The following is a 17,306-nucleotide window of genomic DNA, read 5'->3' as shown; positions in this document are numbered from 1 at the left end:
AACCCCACCGCCTTACTTCTGGCGGTGGGGTTCTCTCTGTGTAGGGACTACTTGCGTTTGAAGCCGAACACCGAACGCTTGCTCTGCTGCTCACGGAGCGAGGCAAGCTCCGCCTCCAGCTCTGCAATTCGAAGCTCCGCACGCTCTAGGGCGGAAGGCTCGGGCACTGCACCCTTCGGGGGCTTGACGCCGATCCAACCAAGCTGTCGCAATGTGGAGTGGGGGATACGCCACCCTTCAGCATCGACCTTCGCTCCAGCCTCAATAAGGGCAGCCTTGTTGTAACGAAACTTGCCGAGTGAGAAGCCCGTAACGGTTGCCGCTTGTGCAAGTGAGTAAACACGTTCGGTGCTTCCCATTCTCGTTCTCCATTCTGTTGCCTCTTGTAGGGGGTAATACAAACGTAAGAGCTACGTCTGACATAGCTAGTACGTTCGCGACTGTGGGCAGTTCGCGAGGTTGAAGCGTCCAAATCGCTTCTCATTTGGGAAGCGAAAGTGCAAATGCCACCGAGAGGGCAAGAAACGCCCCTCTCGCAGACTTTCTTAGGAAACGAGGGTGAATGTGTCACTGGCGATGCTCAACGCCGTAAATGGCGAAAAGTGCCTGCGTTGGGAACTATGTCCTCTTAGTGCGGTAGGTAAGTCATGGCTGATGAAACGTGCTGTGGCGTTTGCAGGGGTAGGTGCAACGCATCAACCAACGCTTGTGTAGTCGCCTGTTACAGAGTCGTACATGTACGTGTAAAGCGAGCCTCGTGACTGTACGCCCGTGCTTCTTGCGATGAAGTGTTGGCCGTTACCTGTGGCGATGAAGCAGTAGTTCTCGGATACCGAGACGGACAGTCCTGGCTCCGAGTGCGTAGTGCCCCCGCATCCTTGGGAGCGAATGTCGATGGTTCGCTCTGGATTGTCAACTAGAAAGCTGGTGATAAGGGGGGCGTTGGTCTGCACGTCACTTCGAATGAGGAACGTACTCGATGCATCCAAAGCCGTGACTTGCGTGTTCACAACTGCGGTCATCACCACCAGCATCATGCTGAGCGAGACGATGGCTTCAAGAAGTGTGAAGCCCGTTTCTTTGCCCGTGCTTTTGGCTCGACTGCGTAGTTCATGGATTGCGTTCATGGGGTCTCCTCGTGTGTATCCACCTCCTATATCGGGCGTTTGACTGGAAGAAGCCGGCTTGGTCGTATCCGTCCGATTCGTGCGGGATGAATCTGCCGATATCACTCCTGACAGGTTGAACAGTTTGACCCGTCAGGAAGGTACGAGATGTGTTACTCAATCGCTGAGGGCGGACGAAGATGTTCGACAGGTAAGGCACTGCGAGACAAGCGAGCAGGAGCCAAAGAACGGCTGGAGACATGGAGCCGCCGATTGCATGAAGCAGAGAACAAACAAGAGTTCACCGCCCTGAACAATCGAGAGAAGGAAGTCGCCAAGCGGGGGATAGAAAGAGAGCAGAAGAAGCTCCAGGCACTGGACAATGCCATAGCTCAGCACGAGCAACTAGAGCAACGTAAGGCTCAAGAGAAGGCACAGCGAGCATACGCAGCTAAGAAACGTGTAAGGGAAACAGCTAGTGCGGCATTCACGGCTAGCGAGTGGCAGGAAATAGAAGACCGTGCCAAGGCGGAGGGAAAGTCCGTTGCCGAGTGGTTCAGGGATGCCAGTATCCGCTTACCTCAATTCACGAACCAGACTGCCGAGCACAGGCGTAGGAAGGTCGGCGGAGGAACTATGGGACGCCCAGCCTCTGAGACGAATGTAGACAGGCAGAGTGGAGACCACCTCAGGGTTTCCCGAACCATCAACGTTGACGCAGAGACCAAACAGCGGCTCTACGACGAGCGGGCACTATTCGGTGAAGCCGAGACGTACGACAAGCGTTCTGGCGAGGCACTAGGTAAGAAACCCTACATAAGTGAGAGTGACTACTTACATGCTCTTGCGTTCAACCAAGACCCAGCGGCGATTCGAGGACATGTAGCGGCGAAGAAGGCTGACGCTGTATACGACCATATGAGCAGGATGGAACGAGAGAACAACGTGGAGCAGGAAGACGTTGCTGCATTCTGGACTGCTCGCATTCTGGAGGTACGAGCCAAGCATGGGCTGCCGACTCTTGAATAGGCGTCATCCAACTGACCCCCGCTGAACTCAATTCAGTGGGGGTCAGTTGCGTTATTGAGGGGGAAATGCGGCAAGTGTCTGGCTCGCCGCAACTGCAATGCTGTGGTCAGCATCGGCGGTGAGCAGTACCAACGCGTCACGTGGGGCGTTTGGGTCTAACGCAGTAAAGAGCTTGAGCGTAAAGTCCTTGCTCTTCGCCCACCTGCGGAAAGTTGCGGGAGGGGGAGTCGGGCAGGAGGGAGTGTCCTCTAGTACTGGCATTGCTGGTGTGTTCATTCGGTTCCTTTCGATTTGGCTCCTATATCGGCACTTTCAGTCACGAGAGCTTTCGTGACATACGTGAGCGGCAAATCAAGAAGCTCTGGGTGATAGTCGCGGAGGTAGCCATCCAGCTCCGCTTGCTTGATGCGGCGTGATGCACCACCTCGGAGGGCGAGGTTGCTCGAAGACGCGAGCACAACCAGACCAACCGTTCGTCTGTGAACAGTGTCTGCTAGCTCCCGCAGCAGCGACTCTGCTGCGGGCACGAGCCGTTTGGCGGCGTCCTGAAGTTCGGCGTGGCGGTCAGCCCCAGCCTCACCGCTTATGCCGAGGGCGAGGGTTTGAAGGAGACCTTCAGCGTCCATGTCGCGATAGCTCATAATTCCCAGTCTCCATCTATGCCGTCGAAGAGGGTCAGCTCTGCCTGTGCGTCGTCAAGTTGGATTTTCTTCTTGCTACCGCTGATGGTGAGCGACTCACCTTTGAGGTAGCGAACGGCTTGTTGTTCGGTTAGCCAGTACGCAAGTCCATCCCGAAGCAGGAAGAAGACCTTGTTGTTGGCGAAGTTGTAGTTGCCGTCGAGGGCAAAGTGGTAAGGCTGGAAAACCGCCCTATTCCCCGTGGGCAGTCTGTCGAAGTACGTGTAGCCGTCGAGTTCTCGTCGCCCGTTGTACACGTGCCCTTCTGTTCGTGCTACCAAGAGCCTGTCGTTTTCGACTCCGTAGACGGGGCGGACTTGAGGATTCGGGTGACCTTGGTTTGAACTGAAGTAGATGGGTCGGACGTTGGGGCGGGTCTGTGCCGAATCGAATGAGAAGTATGTGCCTCGGGAAAGTTCCCACTTTCGCTGTGGTGGCTTGATGTGAATTGTCATTGCTAGTTCTCCAGATATCAGGGCTGGTTGAGCCTCTACGTGATATCTATCGGCTCGCGTTTCTTGACGTGCACATTCGTGAAGCAGCAGGCGTAAGCACGAGTGCCCCCTCTCGATGAAAGGGGGCACAGGGCGTGGTGCTTGGTTTTATGGCTGCCAGTGGAAACTGGTCACTTGGGTGATGCTTCTTTGGGCTGAACGAGCGTCCTCAGTGGAGAGGTAGAACTTCCCGTTGAACTCGATGAGGTACAAAGGGTGCTCGACGGTGTACGAGTAGCCTTTGTCGTCGTCCCCCCATGACGGTTCGTGGGCAAGTGAGTCACTTAGTGCCTGGGCGGTCTGGTCATCGAGCTGGACGATGTAGCAGCCGTACCCAGATGTACCGTTGTCCATGTGTGCCTCTAACTGAGACGAGGTAAGAAGACGGACAGCGGTTGCGTCACCTTGGCTCACGCCGTGGAAGCAGACGTTTAGCCATTTGGCATCGTGGATGGTCGCGAAGCTCGCGGAGTTCACGGGCGTAACGTTCTCAATGTTTGTAATCCTGTCACCGTCAAGCTGACCTGAAGCTCCGCCTGCGTAGGCAATAATGGTCGTTGACGAGGAAGTATTAGATTCGTTGAGGTTTTGCTGAATGGCATATGCGAGTTGTGAGGCATCGCTGGCGTTCACAAATGTGCTACTTGTCAGAGTGACCCAGTAACCGTGCGTGAAGAACTGAGCTTCACCAACGTTCTCGGATTGGTTGAAGAACCCAGTGACGATGGAAGGGTTGCCGTAGTTCACGACCTTCTGCGAGTTGCTGTTGGCTTCGTTCTCGTACTTGAGCACCTGGCTCGGGGAGAGGTGAACCACTGAAACACCGAGTGCGTCTCCACCGATGGGGTTCTTCCATTGACAGTAAAGCCCTCCGCGGTCAAGGGCGGCTGCTGGGCTACCGACTGGACGGGCGGGCTGCTCTACGGGCTGGTAGTTAGGGTTGAATGCCGCGACCTGCTCGGAAGTGAGCACTGTAGGGCATGAAGCTGGTTGCGATGGTGAGGTGCTCTTCGGGCTGGACGTTGGTGTTGGGCTGGACGCTGATGTTGTGCCAGTTGTAGTTGGTTTTGGGAGCACTAGAGCAACGACTGCTACTAGGGCAATGAGAATGCCGAAGACTACTAGGGCGATTTGTGCGATGCGGTGACGCTTCGCTTGTTGATGGTTTTGGGACATTGTGGTTCTCCTTGGTGTGCCTCCAATCTGAAGGGCTACTAGTAATATCGGCAGTTTCGAGAAATGTTGAGAAACGAAAGAGAACCCCACCGCCTCGGGTATGCGGTGGGGTTCTCGTCTATGGGGTCATTAGCCTCTGCTGCTAATAGACCAGGAGAAGAAGAGCTCCTCTTCTCGGGGAGGCGGGTCTGGCACGTGTCGGTGATCGCCTGTGCTGCCCGCGGATCGCTTTGAAGATAGTGGTGGGCTATCTGAGATTGCAAGCTCTGGCTGACGAGTAAATGCGGCATCGTTGAACTGGTGCGGATGTATGACTTTCTTCCCGCCCAGTAAAGACAGATGAGCAACAATCAGTACGCACTTGAAAAGGCTGACGGTCGCTCTCGGTCAGTGGCTTGGTTCGGAGAGCGGGACTCCTGCGAAGTACAAAACTGAACCTTGTCCTTGGGTGGTGAGGCAATCCGCAAGGAAGAACGGATCAAACGTCACGCCGTCCTCGGTCAGAATCTGAACCGCCGCTAAGAGCAGATGAGCGGCACTGGCATTACTCGGTTCAAGGAACCAACCGCCTATTCGGAAACTATCTGGGGTCTCAGCGTGTAGGTCTGTTACGAAGTCGACCCGCCCAGGGATGTTCTCCTGGAGACGGTGTGCGATGCGGTGCCCCTGTTCGACTGTGATGTGCATAGTTGTTCCAATCTTGTTGAGTGATTCACGGTGCACACCATTGGGAGGTGCACCGTAGGTGGGACGCTAGAAGCGTTGATCGCTTCGAGCCTCTCGGATAATGCGAGCCATCTGGCTAGAAATCTCGTGTGTCTCCAGCTCCGTACGTTCAGGAAAGAGCGATTCCAGGAAATCGCGGACTTCCTGATACACCGCTTCCTCCTCTTTAGTGGCGGCGTTCACACTTGTAATTGCATTGGTTCCGATGCGTCCATTGGTAGTCATTGCGGTTCTCCAGGATTCGCTGAGCTTTTGCCTCATAGTTCATCCCTAACAACCCCGTTTCTCGGAATGCACACTTTGGGGTGGTTTCGGCGGGCTATCTCCAAACTCGTGTAGGCAACCTGTCTTGAGCGTGCGGGAAGAAAGTCGGACGCAGCATGAAGATGCCCCCCGCTGAGTGGATTGCGGGGGGCATCTTCATAGGCAAGGACTTACTTACGAGCTAGCTTTACTCGCCAAACGACGAGCACAATTCCAGAACCCATTAGAAGTACCGCCAAGCCGAGCCAGAGATAGCTGAAGTCAGAGCCTGTGTGAGCGAGAACTTCAGGGGTTGCTGCTGCTGGCGTAGGAGCGGCAGTTGGCGTCTCCGACTGTGCTGGAGTCGGGGTGACAGTTGGTGTTGGCGTGGGGGTCACTGGAGGGGCTACTGCCTTCGTGACAAGTGCACAGCTTGCCGTTTCGTCTCCTCCCTCTCCGCCGAGGGTTACCTGAACAGTGAAGTCGGACACAGAGCCGTCGTACGGGAAGGTGATAGTGAGTGGCTCGCTTGTCGCGGTTATCTTGTCGCCGTCCACCGCGACAGCTCGCGTAGCGGTCTCCTCGCTAGAGAAACCTGATAAGTCGATAGCGACTGGTTCGCCTGACCCGTCCGAATAGGTTGCTCCAATGGTAGAGCTGTGGAAAAGGTAGCTATTAGTATCTGTTCCGTTGCTCTCCGTAAAGCGAGCTGGGGATACGGACGGGTCGAACTGTAAGCCTGTGCTGCCAGCTAGTGGCGTGTATGCACCTGAAGCGGTGAAGACAACGGAAGCACTCACTTTGCCGTTCTCATTCTTGGCGTCTTTCACTTGGCAAGTGTTCTGAAGCCACTCGTCGTTGGTGTTTCCCCCATTGGCGATGATTGGTTCGGCGGCAACTGGCGTAGAGGTGCTGAAGCCTTGCAATGCGTATCCGTTGGAGGTGACGCAAATGGTTCCGTTTTCGCAGTCAGATTCCTGTACCGCGAACTTGGAGAGGTCGTAGTACCAGTCGCTGTGAACTTCGACTAGTTCGTGAAGTGCAATCATGTAGCTACTACCGTCGGCGGCTTGTGCCTGAACGTAGATTGTTATTACTCCTTCATAGCCATATGCGTTCAAGTGGGAGCCGTTGGCGTCAGTGGTGGTGTACTTGAAGGTGGCTGATGGGAACACGAGGCGGACATCCTTAGAGAGTGTGGTGTTCTCCGCGACAAGGACTCCGTTGGCGTCAGTAAAGCTTGCTGGTACGTAGGTGCCTCGGGCTACAACGGGGATGCGGGTTGCGTCAGCGTCTTTGCCAAGGTACGGGTTGGCGGGGTTTGCGACTTGCTCTGTACTTGTGGAGTAGTCCTTCCATGTGCTTGTTGGCTGTACCTGGCTCTCAACCCCTAGGACTCGGACGCTCTTCGCCCAATCGGTGGAGCGGCTGAGGGAGAGGTGGACTGTTGAAGTGAGCGGGATGTTCGCTTGGTCAGTGTTACCGTCCGCTTGAACATAAGTGTCGCCACTGACCACGGTTCCTTCGGGAACAACGGAGGAAGGCTTAGAGTCTTGGTTTCCACCGCCTAGAAGGACGGTTCCGAAGATGCTTCCTCCCACGGGAATCTTGCGTGATGCGGCGGGGAAGCTGCTTCCAGTCTTGCTGCCCCATGCGTCGGTCGGGTATGCCTCGCACGTGGTTACAGCGGCATCGTCTGTATAGCAGTACTTGTTTGTCTCGCTCGCTGCGTCAGGTGCGGCTTGTGCCGCTGGAGCTGCAACGCGTACCTGAGGGGCTTTCATCGGCTGAGGTGCAGACTGCGATGGGGCTGGTGCGGCTGGCTCTACCGTTGGGGCAACAGGAGTCCCTTTGCTTGCGTCTGGAAGGTTGGGGGCGACGAAGTTCGCAACGGTGCTCAATTCTTTGTTCTGATTGGCGGCATTTCGGATGTTGTCTAGCACCGTGATGGTGGCGAAACCTACTGCATGTGAAGGCACGCTGTCGTAGATGGTGAAGCCGTTGTATCGCTCTAGGAGGGTTCCGTCTGCGTTCTTCTGAGAGGCGACGGACGACCCTAAGCCTGGGTTTGCCTTCCAGTTCGGATTGCTGAGGTTGTCTTGTGCGGCAGCGTATTGAGCTTGGCAATTGGCGGAAGTGTTCGCCAAGGTGGAAAGGACGATTCCATTCCACGTGCAGGTGTACAGACCATCGGCGTTCTGGGTAGTGCTTTCGGTTGGTGCTGTTTCTGCAACGGCGGCGGGGGCGGTGACGACCACCGTTCCGAAGGTCATCGCGAGTGCTGTGAGCACTGTAAGTAGTTTCTTCATTGTGTCTCCATTTGGTGTTAGGCAAAACGGTTTTCATGCCTCACGTTCTATATCGGCATTTGCGGAGCAAGTGGAGAAACGAAGTTTGTACATAGCGTCAGAGGTGCTGTCTAGGTTCGAACTAAGGCATGACAAACGGAGGACGCAAGTGATTGAGATTCAGCGTGAGCGGCGTGGTTACGACTTTGTACCTACGGAAGCAACGGAGTGGGCGAAGCTGTACAGCACCGAGAACGTCAAGGCAGGAGAGAAGCTCCTGGTCGCTCATTACTTCATCGGCGGGATGGATTGGTATGTGGCGGAAATCGACGTCGAGGCGTCGCTAGCTTTCGGTTATGCGATGCTGCGACAGGGAGGTGACGAGTGGGGCTACTTCTCGTTGGATGAGTTGGAGAAGATCGCCGTTCATCCGATTGCGGTTGTTGAGCGTGATCTGTACTGGACGCCTAAGCCGGCTAGGGAGGTTCTACCTCCAGAAGCTTGGGACTGGGGTGAGTGACCTGCACACCCCAACACGCGAAGAGACCCTCGTTGACGTAAACCGACGAGGGTCTCTTCGCGTGTTGTCGAGAAACAGGGAGGTTCGGCGGAAGTCATAGGAGTTGAACGAACGAACGATGACCTTGAGAAACGAGAGAGTCGTTGGGCTACATGTCGGGAAACGAGGAAGCGAAGCTCAAGTCAGGAAACGGAGGATCGAGAAACGGGATGTCGAGAAACGAGGGAGTTAGGAAATCAACAGCTACAGACGAGGCGACAGACCAAGCTAATGCCGAGGGCTTGTCCCGAAGGCAGTGCGACGGGCTGTAGACGAAGGCTGTGCTGTTGATTTCCTAACTCCCTCCACTAATTTCAATTTGTGAGAGGGCTTGTATGTGCAGGGTACGAGCTGGCGATAGACAGACCTGTGCTTTGTACAGCTGCCCGAAACCTTCAATCAAGCCCAGTGGTTGTAACCAGCTCTGACCCTGATTGCGAAGCAATCGAACCCCCTTGGGGGGCAGTCACTGGGATGCTGCGGAGCAGTGTTCCAGTGGGTGATGGTTTACTTCAAAGCGAGTGGCTGTGGAGGGCGAGCTGTTCGGCTCGCGGTTGTGTGTTCTCAGTTGTCGGTGCGTTACCCCGTAAGTGCCCATAGCTCTAACCCCCCCTGTTCGGAAAACTGGCATAAATCGGGGATCATTTTCGTCACAGGGCACGACCTTGCTTAGGGGTCGTATGGAACGGTCGGGTATTACTCGCTCTTATGCTTCGTTGAAGCACTTATCCATCAGGGCTGGGGGTCTCCACCACAAGGGTGGAGTTTTGTGAACAATGCTCTCCCCCGCTCGGAGTACTGGGATGTAACGTAAACGCTGCGAAGCCTGGCTTGATTGCGTCAACATTGTTCTCGCACCAATGGGCTGTATCTTCCCAATCTGCCTCTTCCTGCTTCCGCATTTTCGGTTCTTCGTTGAACTTTCTAGCTACGTTCGTCGGCTTACTAAACCCGCTTGGTCATGTTCAGGACGATGCCCTGCCCACCTCTTGGCGGTCGCACTAGCCTTCCCTCCTCCAGTGGGGAGGAGTTAGACACGGTGCTGCATGCCCGTGCCATGTGGCTCATGTTGTTCGGTCGCTAAGGGATACCTCCCAGAGCTATGTGTGTGATGCTTTCACTTCTTTATCGGCAGAATTGCGTGAAGTGATTTGTGCAAGTGTTTTTGGGCTGCTTGCTGCGGTCGCGGGTGGGGTGCTCCAGAATGACTACCAACGTGAACCTCAACGATTGGTGACTGGTGAGCATAGAGAAGTTGGAGCCAGGTAAGACCCTCAGCGGGTTCGTGATCGACGGGGTGGAGGAAACTCCGTACGTCGTGGGCACGTTGACGCTTGATGAGCGAGGCGTTGAGGTGGAGCTTCCCTATCTCCCTCATCTGCCCACGAAGCAGTTCGAGACGATTGAGCAGTGGGTGGACGGGGAGGCACTCCCAGCGAACCTCATCTTTGAGACGCTTGGTGGACGGGTTTCGCTGTACGGAAACCGCAGCACTGGCTGGACTTCAGGCAATATCTCGCAGGGAAGGTTCCGCCCTGACGAGGCGGTGCTCGGTGATCGCATGGGGGATTTGCAAGAGCCGCTCACCGTGACCGAGGTCAAGTCCACTCTCGATGGACTGTCCGAGTGGACGGGATTCAAAGCAATCAAGCAAGAGACGCACGTAGACGAGCAGAGTCGTGTCAAGCGGATTACCGCTGAGGTCGAATCTGTCGATGAGTTCACCTGGCAGCAGGGCGACGCCAAGATGACGATTACGACTCACTGGCACGGTGACGGCAAGCGGAACGGTCTTCACATTGACGAGTGGGTCGTGCTGACGACAGAGTTCCCGACTTCCCGCCCGTTCATCAACCACCTGATGGAGCAACGGAAGGTGCGTTCCTTGCTGACTCTCATGCTCGGTGCGGGAATCGCCTGGCGTAAGCACGAGGTGAGGGATGAAAGGTTCGCTGTGGTGATGCCTGACGGCTCGCTCCTCCCTCTCTTCTACGAGGTGATTAGCCGCCGAACAGTCCGTGACTACGCCTTGCCCGTTCCCGACCACACAGCTTTGCGGCGGGATGGCGTTGCCTACTTGCCGCAGCTCCAGCCAGCAGCTCTTACTAGGTGGGCTGCCTTGTACGAGGAGTGGAGCCGTGTCATAGACCCCACCGTTGGAGTGCTGAGCCGCTCAGGGGCGTTCGCTGAGGATATCGTCATCAGCACGAACCTCAGCTTGGAAGCGGGCGGTCACCTGCTTCCCGCTTCTAAGGACGAGGAAGCTCTCTACGGCAGCAAGAAGTCAACTTCGCGGCACATCTTCCGTTGCCTGGAATCGCTGGGGTTGGACTGGAGTGAAGCGGCGGATTCCCTGTGGGGTTTGGCTGAAGCAATCGCTGATAACTACAACACCATCAAGCACTATGACCGTGGCGAGATGCCACCGACTCAGGAGACGTATGTGATTGGGCGGCTCTCGCTCGTAGTGGTGCGGCTCCTTGCCCTGAACCTTTTGGACGAGACAGGTCAGCTTGTGAAGGCTTACGGGGAGAGTTGGCAATTCCAGCGGCTGCTCCGCTACTTCGCGGACTCCAACCTCCACATAGATTGGAAGGGCGACTTCGTTCCTGCTTCGGCGTAGGCGAGCCGAGTAAGCGATTGGTGGCTCGCTACAGTCGTCATATGCGACGAAGGCGTGATGTACCCATTCGCGATGACGCTGCCGCCGAGAGGCGAGCGTGGGACGTGTATCACGCCCACGCTGAGTGGATTGCTCGCGTCGATACCAAGGCTTCGATCTTGCTCGCCCTCCAAGGAGTCGGGCTGGGTGTGGTGCTGACGCTGAGCGGCAAAGACGGAGTATTCGCCTCGCTACCGCACTGGTGGGATGTGCTCGCCTTCGTGGCTGGTGTTCTCCTCTTGCTCGTGGCGATTGCCCTCGCGGTGCTGGTGATCGCTCCACGCGTGACCGCTGGTCGCCCCTCAAGGCGGGCACTGCATGACTACATCTACTTCGGTCACACGAGGTGGTGGAAGCCAGAGGACTTGTCGGAAGCATTGCGGGACAGTGCCGTGCCCGTCTTGAGCCGACAACTAATCATCTTGGGTCGAATTGCGTGGAAGAAGCACCTGTACGCGATGTTCTCGACGTGGCTGTTCCTGGCAGCCGCAGTCGTTCTTGTAGGTCTGGCAGCGGTTCGAGTTTTGGGGGAGTAAGTGGAGTCGAAGTATCGGGCTTATAGCTTCGTGGATGGAGCATCTCGCATCAGGCAGATACTCAATCAGTCCGACATCGACTATCAGGAGCGAGACAGCCTTCCCCCAAGAGACGCCCTAACGTTCAAGAACGGCTTCTACGCAAACTGCTCCGCTCTTTTCATCGACATTCGAAAGTCGTCCGAACTCCCCGCGAAGCACAAACGACCAGTCCTCGCTCGTCTATACCGAGCATTCGTAAGTGAGATGGTCGCTGTTCTCTGCGGCGATGTGGATGTGAGGGAGGTGAATATCGTCGGTGACTGCGTGTGGGCGATCTATGACACCCCATTACAGCGAGACATAGATGGAGTTTTCGAGCGAGCATTCACCGCCAATTCGATGGTGAAGATACTCAATAAGGAGCTTTCCAATCGCGGAATCACAACCATCCAGGTAGGTCTTGGCATGGCTTGGGGTCGAGCCTTGATGGTAAAAGCGGGGTACGAAGGCAGCGGAATCAACGACGTTGTCTACATGGGAGACGTGGTGAACCGAGCGGCAAAGCTCGCCGCACAAGGGAACAAGACCTACTTTGACGACACGCTCATGGTCGATGACGTTTTCTACTCGAATCTCAACGAGCACAATAAGAGCCTTTTGCGGTGGAACCAGAGTCGGGGATGCTGGCACGGTGAGGTGATCCAGACAGGCATCGAGGAGTGGACGAACGAGCAATACTCGTAGCAATTCCCTGCCATAGTCGTCGTATGGCGACCGCTCTAACGACTGACTCTGCGATGCGTGGGCTTCTCTTCGTACGGCTGATGAATGCCCAGGGCATCAAGCCGAAGGTCTCGGAGGTCGAAGCCTATGCGTCAACGCCGCTGCCTGCGGGCGTGATGGACTATCTGGGGCAAGCCTGGGGCTTCAATCGGCAGGTGAATATAGTGCAGTACCTCACCGATGCGGGCTTCGTGATTGTGGTCGGTAGAGAAGTTCACATCACACCGATAGGAGTCGCATTCTGCGACGCAACGGAAGAGCTGCCATCTGCTCGAAAGTCTGTCGAGGCGAAACCGTTGGAGGTCGTCGGTCGGCTCGAAGACCCTGTGACCTACGCGGAGCTTTTGGCGGAAGTGGACAAGTGTAAGGACTCCCTTGTAGTCGAGCCGTACATACCGCCAGCCGAGTTTGCGTCGCTCCTCAAGCTTCCAGAGGTGAAGCGGGTTCTCACGAAGGAGACATACATCATCCAAGGCGGCAAACGAGTGTCCGTCACTGATCGGCGTCGCAACCTCGCCATCGCCCTAGGCGGTCGCTCGGATGCGGAGCTACGGGTGCTACCCAAGGAAATCAAGGAGCTTCACGACCGATATGTTCTGCCCTCTTCGGGTAGCGGTTTGATGGTCGGCACGTCACTTGGAGGCAGTCAACTCACTGTGGTTGTGCATCTGAGTGAGGATTCCACGCAAACGCTTCTCCAGCACTATGACGAGCTGTGGGCGAAAGCTGAGGTCGTGGAGCCAATTGGTCGTGAAGCCCTCGACTCGCCCACGGGTGATGCCTAGGCGACCTGGGGGAGGTCGAGCACGACGCTGAAGAGCACTCGTGCTCGCCTGGTGGGTGCTAAAGTCTCATTGCCTCCAGGGGCACCTTTGTGGCTTACTGCAATTTCCAACGCATTCCTTGCGGCCGGAAATCAGGGAGCTGATAAGAGTGCTCAGTGGGCCGTCGAGATCGACGGCCTAGATTCTTGTTGGCACTCCTGCGTGGCACCGAGCCTCCGACACGGCACCAGCAGTAACCGTCTTCGCATCGTTGGCCTTCATGACGATTGACCATCCGGACTGACTCGTGAGCACCTCGCGCATCGGGGTATGAAGCTGGTCACCGACGACTTCCTCGTGGACCACATAGATGTGGGCGAATGCCGCCTGAATCAACAAGCGTCACGTCTGATCGCTTGCATGTCGATGGCGCTGGTACGGATTGGGCAAGAGGTCTAGACGGGCGTTGACGAATGCCATGCCTGACCCTCCAACTGTGAACGCAGGAACTTCTGGGCGCCTACTTAGTTATCGAGCGTTGCCTGCCGACTGGCATTTGCGAGTCGACTTATCGTGCGATCGATAGAGTCGGAAATGAGCGGCTCCTTCGAGACGCCGACTAGTTGCAAGGAATGGCCGCCGAAGTGACTAATCCAGACCTGCGGAAAGAGGGCACGGCCCGGTGACACAACCAGAGTGGACGTCCGACGGTGTCGCCCTGCCGCGCATGGTAGAAGAAGCCCTGGGCGCGAACGAGCTCGTGTTCTTCTGCGGGGCCGGTGTTTCGTCTGCACCCCCATCAGAGCTTCCAGGGTTCCGTGGCCTTGCCCGGGAGGTGGCGATCAGCTTGGCACACCCCGAGCTGGTTCCGGAGGACAAGCGTGTCCCGGTTCAATTCGATGTTGCGATGGGCAGGCTCGACAGAATCAGCAGCGACATCCACAGCCGCGTGAGTTCGCTACTCAAGGCCGCGGTGACTCCGAACGACTATCACCGCGATATTTGGCAGATCGCGACCGCTCACAGCAGGTCGCCAAGACTCGTCACCACCAACTTCGAACTTGCTCTTCGAAGGGGCCGCAACCGAACTCTCTATCCACGCGAACTCGTATGTCGCCCCGACGCTACCCCTGGGAAATGACTTCTCCGGCCTTGTTCATTTGCACGGCATTGTGGACCCACCGCCCAGCACACGCATGGTGCTCACAGATCAGGACTTCGGACGCGCTTACATTACAGAGGGGTGGGCGACCCAATTCCTCACGCGGATGTTCGCACGCTATACCGTTGTGCTTGTCGGCTACAGCGCAGAGGATTCCATTGTCCAGTATTTGAACCGCGCGCTCCCGTCCGGAACGAGACGATTGGCGTTCACCAAGAAAGCGTCCGACTACGAGCTCTGGGACCGACTGGACATCACCCCAATCCCATTTCCCTCCACTCCGGAGAACGAATACGGAGCATTGCAGTCGTTTCTGAGGAGCTGGCGCGAACGCGAGACTGCCGACGCAGCCGATCGCTTTGACCAGGTGCAACGGTTCATCGATGCAGGCGTCGACGCGGCGCAGGAGGATGTGTCAACGGCGCAGTGGCTGCTGTCAGACCCCGAGCTTGGCCGCCACTTCCGCACCCATGCCCGCTCATCCGAATGGCTTGCGGCGCTTGACTCGCTTGGCGTGTTGGACGACGTCTTCGCCAGTTCGACCGAGGAATCTCAGGACACGCTTGAGTGGGCCCAGTGGATACGAGCGTCCATCGACGACGATGATGGGGCGACGCTGCTGGCAGTACTTGCCGGCCATGAGGGGCGGTTTCACGCCGCCCTGTGGTTCCAGATCTGGCACAAGCTGTATGGCGACTTCAACGGGTCACTGGCGCATCGAAAGCTCGCGTTTGTGCTGGCCGCCGCGGAGCGGGAGCGTGACGACAGCCGGCTATCTGCCCTGGTGTCGCAAATCGTCGATAAGGACCCGATCACGGCGGAGCGCCTCTTGGTACACCTTCTCGAACCGACGCTTCACATGAAGGTCTCAAACGGCTGGGGTTTTTGGGACGACTCGCTCGAGACCCGACTGCGGCTTCGCTGGAGAACTTCAGCCCTCAACAACGCGTGGCCACGATTGATGCCGGTATTGCAAGACAGGGGCCACCTCTTGTCCGCGATCCTGAATCTCATTCGGACGGTGGAAACCACCGACGCGTTCTTCACCGGGCGAGGCCACCCGCAGGCGATCTCCGTTCGGAGGCAACAGGTCGAGGACGGTGGTCTCTCTCTTCGTGACGATGCATATGTGCTTGTTGTCGACATGGGTCGGGATCTCCTACGCGAAGCGGTGCGCGATCACGGGGTGGCCGAGGCTATGCGGCTTCTGGACGATCAGTCCGAAATGAATCGAAGGCTCGCTATTGACGCGCTGGCTGATGCGCGCAGCTCAGAGGCGGACGAGCTGATTGTTGTGCTGATTCAGCGGGGACTGCCCTTTGTCTTTCGGAGCCGCCCCGAGGTGTTTCGGCTGATCGCCTTTGCTTACGAGAACGCGAGTGAGGCGTCGAAGGCCGCCTTCATCGACTACGTGCAGACTGCGAGCCGGTCACCTGAAGAACACGAAATCGCCGACTACGACCGGTACAACATCTTCGTGTGGCTGAGTAGCCGCGCTCCTCAGGACGACCCTGTCCGCAGTGTTCGAGACGAGATTGAACGACAACGAGGATTCGAGCCGGATCCGTCGCCTAATCTGACCATGGGCTTTAGCCTGACCGATTCGGAACCGTCCACAGACGCGAAAGGGATCTTCGAACACCTGAGCGCGGAAGAGCTCGTTTCGGAGTTGGCTTCTATTGAAGCTCTAAGGGACGATTTCCGCAGTGGGGTGTTTCTCCGGGAGCTCAGCGCATACTTCGAGAAGTGGCCCGACCGTCATCTGACGGTCCTTGACGCGATGATCGCCGCACAATACTGGGATGACGCGGTGTGGAAAACCGTCGTCGAAGACCTCGTTCGACAAGACGCCTGGGTTGCAAGCGAAATACTCGATCGCCTAGACGCGCACCAGCCCAGTACTGCGCAGATCGGTGCCCGGATTGTCTTCCCCGTGGCTTATCCGACAAACGAGCTAGGTGGCCCCGTTGACAATCCGGTTGAGAGAACACGCCTCCTCCTGGGGTTATGGAAGCGGTCCTCGCACGAGCAGTCGGTTGTCCCGTCGACAGACTTTTCCGAAGCCCTCGGCTCGGGTCGGGGTTCCCTGGCGCACTATTACGTGGAGACGCTCCTGCGCGCGGCGCAGCAAGAAGGGGACGAAGCGAGACTCACGGAAGAGGGCACCGCAGGACTTCTTCTTCTCCTTGATGGCCAGAACGACAACCCGGCTGACCCGAGCCCGATGATGATCGCCGAGTACGCCAGCTTCCTCGCGTACCGCGCACCCGAGTGGTTCGATGAGCACTTGGCGCCGAGGCTCGACGTGCTAGACGGCACGCCGCAATCACTCACGCTCTGGGCCGGCCTATTGTCACGGGGACTTCGTCGGGCGCAGATGCGGCAGCGCTTCCGCGACCAAATACGTGGCGGCTACGCACGAGTCAAAGCATCCCTGCCGTCGCTCGTCGAGGACTACATTCAGCGCCATGCGGAGTGCTTCACGATGGATTCAAAACCCGAAGACCTGGCGTGGCCGGATGCATTCCTGGCGCACGCGGCGCCGGACGTTCGTGCGCGGTGGATCCGTGCCGTCGCGTACTACCTCGACACCGAAGAACCGAGCTTTCAACCGCTGCTGTTCGGCCACTGGCAGCACCGCCTGGACGGGCAACCGGTGATCACGCCGGAGGAGCAACCGGCGCTCCTCCGGTGGCTCACACTTCCAGGCATCAACGTGGTTCGAGCGACGCAACTCTTCACTGGCGGTCCAACCGTGACCGCGGGCAACGATTCGCTTTACGACTACTACGACCTCGAGGATTTCCCACGCGCCGAGTATCCAGCAGAGTATCTCCGCGTCGCTAAACACTTGATGGCAGGGAACCGCTTCCCGCCACCGTTTGCCGGCCAGCTCGTCGAGGTCGCACGCGGTGTCGGTGCTGACGATCCCGTTCTCGCGCGCGACGCACTCAACATGGTCCTGAGTCTTGGCTACTCGCCAGCTCGAGGCGCATTGCAAGAGCTCGACAACCAGTGACGGATCGGCCGCCGCTCGGCATGGCCGGAGCACTAGTGATGCTTCCGCCGTCGATCCTGCACGTCCACACTCGCCTGACGCAGCGCCTTCTTGACGG

The 17,306-nt window shown here is 57.2% G+C and carries 15 protein-coding genes; 8 read left to right on the top strand and 7 right to left on the bottom strand.

Translation table 11 applies throughout. The features are described 5' to 3' along the window. Positions 1 to 47 precede the first annotated feature (47 nt). On the bottom strand, positions 48 to 359 hold the full coding sequence (locus tag AAME72_RS01335) for a hypothetical protein (RefSeq protein WP_348788464.1): 312 nt from the start codon (positions 357 to 359) through the stop codon (positions 48 to 50). Positions 360 to 695: 336 nt separating this feature from the next. After that, positions 696 to 1,127: a hypothetical protein gene (locus tag AAME72_RS01330; protein ID WP_348788463.1), complete on the bottom strand. Its 432-nt coding sequence runs from the start codon at positions 1,125 to 1,127 to the stop codon at positions 696 to 698. 252 nt (positions 1,128 to 1,379) lie between these two features. Here AAME72_RS01330 and AAME72_RS01325 point away from each other — a divergent pair, with 252 nt between their 5' ends. Beyond that, positions 1,380 to 2,135: a hypothetical protein gene (locus AAME72_RS01325; protein WP_348788462.1), complete on the top strand. Its 756-nt coding sequence runs from the start codon at positions 1,380 to 1,382 to the stop codon at positions 2,133 to 2,135. Between the two features lie 272 nt (positions 2,136 to 2,407). On the opposite strand, the gene AAME72_RS01320 is transcribed toward AAME72_RS01325, so the two are convergent. From AAME72_RS01320 to AAME72_RS01300, 5 genes are all read right to left on the bottom strand, one after another. Beyond that, positions 2,408 to 2,776, bottom strand: a complete 369-nt coding sequence (locus AAME72_RS01320) for a hypothetical protein (RefSeq protein WP_348788461.1) — start codon at positions 2,774 to 2,776, stop codon at positions 2,408 to 2,410. Further along, positions 2,773 to 3,270, bottom strand: coding sequence for a hypothetical protein (locus tag AAME72_RS01315; protein ID WP_348788460.1), 498 nt, complete (start codon positions 3,268 to 3,270; stop codon positions 2,773 to 2,775). The genes AAME72_RS01320 and AAME72_RS01315 overlap by 4 nt, the downstream gene beginning before the upstream one ends. Positions 3,271 to 3,417: 147 nt before the next feature. Beyond that, on the bottom strand, positions 3,418 to 4,485 hold the full coding sequence (locus AAME72_RS01310; protein WP_348788459.1) for a hypothetical protein: 1,068 nt from the start codon (positions 4,483 to 4,485) through the stop codon (positions 3,418 to 3,420). A 753-nt stretch (positions 4,486 to 5,238) separates the two neighbouring features. After that, positions 5,239 to 5,472 (bottom strand): hypothetical protein, encoded by a 234-nt coding sequence (locus AAME72_RS01305; protein WP_348788458.1) that lies wholly within the window; start codon positions 5,470 to 5,472, stop codon positions 5,239 to 5,241. A gap of 173 nt (positions 5,473 to 5,645) precedes the next feature. Then, positions 5,646 to 7,763, bottom strand: a complete 2,118-nt coding sequence (locus tag AAME72_RS01300; protein WP_348788457.1) for a hypothetical protein — start codon at positions 7,761 to 7,763, stop codon at positions 5,646 to 5,648. 148 nt (positions 7,764 to 7,911) lie between these two features. On the opposite strand from AAME72_RS01300, the gene AAME72_RS01295 reads away from it, so the two are divergent. The 7 genes from AAME72_RS01295 (at position 7,912) to AAME72_RS01265 (ending at position 17,209) form a co-directional block, all read left to right on the top strand. Further along, on the top strand, positions 7,912 to 8,262 hold the full coding sequence (locus AAME72_RS01295) for a DUF2958 domain-containing protein (RefSeq protein WP_348788456.1): 351 nt from the start codon (positions 7,912 to 7,914) through the stop codon (positions 8,260 to 8,262). Between the two features lie 1,279 nt (positions 8,263 to 9,541). Further along, entirely contained in the window at positions 9,542 to 10,924 is a 1,383-nt protein-coding gene (locus tag AAME72_RS01290; RefSeq protein ID WP_348788455.1) for a hypothetical protein, read from the top strand. A 104-nt stretch (positions 10,925 to 11,028) separates the two neighbouring features. Continuing rightward, positions 11,029 to 11,499 carry a Pycsar system effector family protein gene (locus AAME72_RS01285; RefSeq protein WP_348788454.1) on the top strand — a complete coding sequence of 157 codons (471 nt, stop codon included), beginning with the start codon at positions 11,029 to 11,031 and terminating at the stop codon, positions 11,497 to 11,499. Further along, positions 11,500 to 12,225 carry an adenylate/guanylate cyclase domain-containing protein gene (locus AAME72_RS01280; protein WP_348788453.1) on the top strand — a complete coding sequence of 242 codons (726 nt, stop codon included), beginning with the start codon at positions 11,500 to 11,502 and terminating at the stop codon, positions 12,223 to 12,225. Positions 12,226 to 12,248: 23 nt separating this feature from the next. Next, a complete protein-coding gene (locus tag AAME72_RS01275) occupies positions 12,249 to 13,049 on the top strand; it encodes a hypothetical protein (protein WP_348788452.1) in 801 nt (266 codons plus the stop codon). A 661-nt stretch (positions 13,050 to 13,710) separates the two neighbouring features. Next, complete coding sequence (locus tag AAME72_RS01270) at positions 13,711 to 14,169, top strand: hypothetical protein (RefSeq protein ID WP_348790213.1); 459 nt, start codon at positions 13,711 to 13,713, stop codon at positions 14,167 to 14,169. Further along, complete coding sequence (locus tag AAME72_RS01265) at positions 14,090 to 17,209, top strand: SIR2 family protein (protein WP_348788451.1); 3,120 nt, start codon at positions 14,090 to 14,092, stop codon at positions 17,207 to 17,209. The genes AAME72_RS01270 and AAME72_RS01265 overlap by 80 nt, the downstream gene beginning before the upstream one ends. The last annotated feature ends 97 nt before the right edge of the window (positions 17,210 to 17,306 follow it).

It is taken from the genome of Leifsonia sp. NPDC080035, assembly GCF_040050925.1.
Classification (GTDB): Bacteria; Actinomycetota; Actinomycetes; order Actinomycetales; family Microbacteriaceae; genus Leifsonia.
Note: the sequence above shows the minus strand (reverse complement) of the source record. Positions and strands in the feature narration are given on the sequence as shown.